Source organism: Paracoccus simplex, from assembly GCF_042648325.1.
In the GTDB taxonomy this organism is placed as follows: Bacteria; Pseudomonadota; Alphaproteobacteria; order Rhodobacterales; family Rhodobacteraceae; genus Paracoccus; species Paracoccus simplex.
Genome location: NZ_JBHRXE010000023.1, coordinates 1 through 4,325, shown reverse-complemented (window position 1 = coordinate 4,325; position 4,325 = coordinate 1). Strand labels below are relative to the sequence as shown.

Annotated in this window: 3 protein-coding genes and 1 pseudogene; 3 read left to right on the top strand and 1 reads right to left on the bottom strand. The window is 62.3% G+C overall.

Annotation, left to right across the window (positions count from 1 at the left end):
• A partial coding sequence (locus tag ACFOMP_RS10105; protein ID WP_379030026.1) for a hypothetical protein occupies nt 1–2,291 on the top strand: 2,291 nt, incomplete at its 5' end.
• Between the two features lie 110 nt (nt 2,292–2,401).
• On the opposite strand, the gene ACFOMP_RS10100 is transcribed toward ACFOMP_RS10105, so the two are convergent.
• Nucleotides 2,402–2,764, bottom strand: a complete 363-nt coding sequence (locus ACFOMP_RS10100; protein ID WP_172686462.1) for a hypothetical protein — start codon at nt 2,762–2,764, stop codon at nt 2,402–2,404.
• Nucleotides 2,765–2,799: 35 nt separating this feature from the next.
• On the opposite strand from ACFOMP_RS10100, the gene ACFOMP_RS10095 reads away from it, so the two are divergent.
• Complete coding sequence (locus ACFOMP_RS10095; protein WP_028714619.1) at nt 2,800–3,828, top strand: IS110-like element ISPko7 family transposase; 1,029 nt, start codon at nt 2,800–2,802, stop codon at nt 3,826–3,828.
• Nucleotides 3,829–3,892: 64 nt separating this feature from the next.
• A pseudogene (locus ACFOMP_RS10090) lies at nt 3,893–4,325 on the top strand (cryptochrome/photolyase family protein); the annotation flags it as partial.

Here is a 4,325-nt window from a genome sequence, read left to right as displayed (position 1 = left end):
ACGGCATCCGGATGAGCGAGGAACAAGGCTACAAGAACACGATCGAGGACGTCTACAGCAACGATCAGATCCAGAGGGCCAAGATCGGCTGGGAAGATGAGGTCGGCCCGGGCCTGATCCGCGCCGAGATTCCGGTTGGCGATGACGATATTCGCAAGGTGATCGTCTCCGAAGAGCTTAACCCGAATCTCTATGACCGGCTCGTCTCGGCCCGTGATGGCTTCGTGGACATGGATGGGCAGATCGACGATGCGCGCGACAAGCGGGAGCTGCCGAAACCCGGCGACGTCGATCCTCTGGGCATGGAGACGACCGAAACCGTCTCGAAGGACGACGATACCAAGCTGACCGTTTCCGGTCTGGCATGGCGCGAGACGCTGGACGGCTGGAAGCGCGGGATCGAGGAGGGCGGCATCGGCAAGGATGACGACCGCGCCAAGCTGTATGACGCGCTGCGCGCCAAGACGATCCTTGACGATGGCACCAAGATGGTCGCGCTGGACATGTCGATGGGGCAGAACCTTGTCGATGTGAACCATCTGGACATGGCGGCGATCATCGACGCGTCGAAGCTGGACACGAATATCGCCGATCTGATGTCTTCGGAAAGCGTACAGAACGATTACATCGCCGCGCAGGACAAGGCGATCAAATCGCTGCCCGATGCCGACAAGCTGCACAAGCGGCTCAGCGACATGGCCTTCAGCGACGATTATGTCGATTACATCTCCGATCTGAAGCAGAAGGGCGATGGAGATCTGGCCGAGACTGATATCGCCCGCACCTATGCCGGTCTGGCAGCCTTCGACAAGGAAGAGGCGGGCAAGTTCGCCCAGACCATGCTGCTGAACGGGTTGACTGCCGATCTGGACCAGATCATCGCCGATCCCAGTTCGGTCAGCGAAGAAAACGAGGCGCTGGCTACCAAGGATGTGCTCGTCACCGTTCTGACAACGCTGAAAAAGGGCGGCATCGACGTCCCGCGCAGGACGGTCGATACGCTAGACAAATTCGTCAACGAGTTCCTGAACGACAAGCAGCAGGCCAAGAGCTTCAACGCGGTGTTGCAAGAGCTGGGCGACAAGTTCAACAAGAATGGCACGCTGACGCAGGCCGATATCGAGAAGGTCGCCGAGTCGAATGGCAAGGGCATCTTCAAGGCGTTGAACGAACGCAGCGACGGCGCGGCGCTGAGCGTGTTGGGCGAGTTGAACAGCAATGGCACCCTCGGTTCGGTGGGCGGTGCGATCTCGCTGGCATCCGGCATCTATCAGCTGACCGGCAAGGGCGGCACGCTGGCCGATACGCCGGAAGAGCGGGTCGCCATCGCGAAGGAATTCGTCAGCTTCCTAGGCGCGGGGCAGCATTTCGCCAATCTCGGCTCGAACATCTACGACAAGGTCATGGGCACCAATGCCAACAAGATGTTGGGGCTGGACAAGACGCTGCCGCAGATCTTCAGCCGCGAGAATGCGCCGGGAGGCACGCCCTTCACGCCTGAGATCGGCGAGCGGTTCGTCCGGAACTTCGAGGCGGTGCTGGACGAGGCCGATATCGATGGCACCGGCAGCCTGTCCAAGCGTCTGAACCTCAGCGAAAGCGAGGTGAAAGAGATCAGGAAGGGGATCGAGAACGGCTATGTGAAGAATCCTGAACTGCCCGGATCCACGAATTTCTCGCGCATGGCCTCGGCCGCGCTGCGGATCATGGATGCGGGTGCGAATGTGTTCACCGGCGTAGCCGATGTGGTTCTGGGCGGTCTCTCGATCAAGCGCGGCGTCGGTGCGGGCGATGCAGGCGCTATCGCCAGCGGCGCGATTCAGATCGCAGCGGGGGCGTTTACCTTTGGCGGCGGCGCGGCGACGGGTGCGGCGACCGCAGGCCGGATCGGGGCTGCGATCGGGCGCGCGCTTGCCGGGCCGCTGCTTGGGGTCGGCGCACTGCTTGGCGCAATCGCCTTCCTGCCCTCGATGATCATCGACGACATCAGGCACAACAACAACATGAAGAAGCACCGCGAGGATATGAAGGATCTGTTCTCGCGGCTGGACGGTCAGGACATTCTGATGCCTGATGGAGCACAGCGCTACGAATACTTGGACAAATACCTGTACAACTACGGCCAGCGCGATGCGCCGGATGACCATAGCATCTTCGACTACCGGCCAGAAGAGTGGCAATTCTACCGAGATAACGGGCGTTTGCCGAATCCGGGCTTCGACGATGTCGAGCACAAGGACTACAAGGGTGACGGTGACAATCTGGATACCCGCATGGACCGCCTTGGTTAGGCGGCAGGCTGCACGGGCATACGGTCGTCTTTCCGTCCTGTTCACCAAGATAGTGCGGATCGGATGCGGGGCACCCGGTTTACACGATCGACGCGCCGGGATTGCGGGTTTCAGCTTCGTTCCCGCAACCATTTGAAAAGCCGGGGAATGGCCGCAATGTCGCGCGAGCTCCGGAACCTTTGCAGCCAGCGCGCCACCGGGTCCAACCAACGCAACCAGTGCAGCCAGCGGTTGGCGGCAATATAGACACCGCGCATGTCGAGCATCCGATAGAGATAGAGCGCCTGATCAATCTGTGGCAGAGAACGATTGGCCACCGCAAAGCAACTCAGAGCGAAAATAATGAAATCAATGACCTGAGCCGAATGCAGCTTGCGAACCTTGCCGAAGCGCTCCAGATCGATCAGCGTGATCCTTTGGCCGTCCCACGGCTTTGATGCTGTGACCGCCCCCCGACGGCCTCTGTGCGCCAAGGTGGGTCTGCAATGATCCACAAAGGAGAGCGGTCATGTCTGAGATTATCACGGTCGGACTCGATTTGGCGAAGAATGTGTTTCAGGTTCACGGGGCCGACGCTGCGGGCCGGGCGGTGCTGCGCAAGAAGCTGAGAAGAGACCAGGTCCTGGCATTCTTCGGACAGCTTCCGGCCTGCGTTGTCGCGATGGAAGCCTGTGGCGGCGCCCATTTCTGGGGGCGTGAGATCGGGAAGATCGGGCATGAGGTGCGGCTGATCCCACCCGCCTACGTGAAGCCATTCGTGAAGCGCCAGAAGAATGACATGGCCGATGCCGAAGCAATCTGCGAGGCGGCGCAGCGCCCGACGATGCGCTTCGTGCCGGTGAAGAGCGAGGAGACCCAGGGCGCTGCAATGGTCTTTCGCATCCGCGAGTTGCTGATCCGGCAGAGAACCCAGGCCATCAATGCCCTGCGCGGGCATTTGGGCGAGTTCGGAAAGATCGTGCCGCAGGGCGCGGCTAACGTGTCGAAGCTGATTGCCATTGTGGAAGATCCGGAAGGCGGTCTGCCTGCCGATGCCATCCCCACGCTCAAGGTGCTGGTCGCGACCCTCGCCCATCTCGAGGCGGAGATCAGCAAGCTCGATACCGAGATCGCCCGGTGTGCCCAGGACAATGAGGTGGCGCGGCGGCTGATGACAGTCCCGGGGATAGGTCCTCTGATTGCCACGGCCATCGCAGTCCTGGCTCCGCCCCCCGAGACGTTCCGCAAGGCGCGCGATTTTGCGGCTTGGCTCGGCCTCACACCCCGTCAGCATTCCACAGGCGGCAAGCAGCGCCTTGGGGCCACGACAAGGATGGGCGAACGGTCTTTGCGGCGCCTCCTGATCATTGGCGCCAACAGCGTCATCATCAAACGCCATGTCCATGCTGCGGCCCGGCCGGGAACTTGGCTGGGCGGGATGCTGACGCGCAAGCCGCCGATGCTGGTGCGGGTCGCGCTGGCGAACAAGATGGCGCGGATCGTCTGGGCTCTGATGGCCCGGGGTGGCGTCTACAAGGCTCCGGCTACGGCGGCGTAAGCCGTCCGTCAGTCGCGAGGAGGTCGGAGCGTAAGAGGGCAAGGAGCAGCTTGGCGCAATAGTCGTGAGACAGGATCGGGAGAACCAGTGTGCAACAGAGTGGGTCCGCAGCGGAAATGGCGGGGCTTACCGCGTCTATTCGCCCTTTGCGCGGGCGGTGCGGCAGCGCGGCACCGACTGGCCCGCCGCCGATGCCCCGCCGGGCATTGAACCCTGCGCTGAACCGCTCGGCGGGCTTGACCTGAGCACCCTCGATCTGGCGCCGGACCTGTACCGCGGCCGCGCCGCGCTGGAGCGATTTGCCACGCCTGCGGGCGAGGAGGCCGCGCTTGCCGGGCTGGATGATTTTCTCGACCGCGCCTGCGCTTATCCCCGCGGGCGGGATCGCCCAGATCTCGACGCCACCTCGCGCCTGTCCGATCATCTCGCGGTAGGCGAGATCAGCCCTCGAACGATCTGGGCAAGGGCCATGCTCAGGGCGGAGATATCGCCAGAAC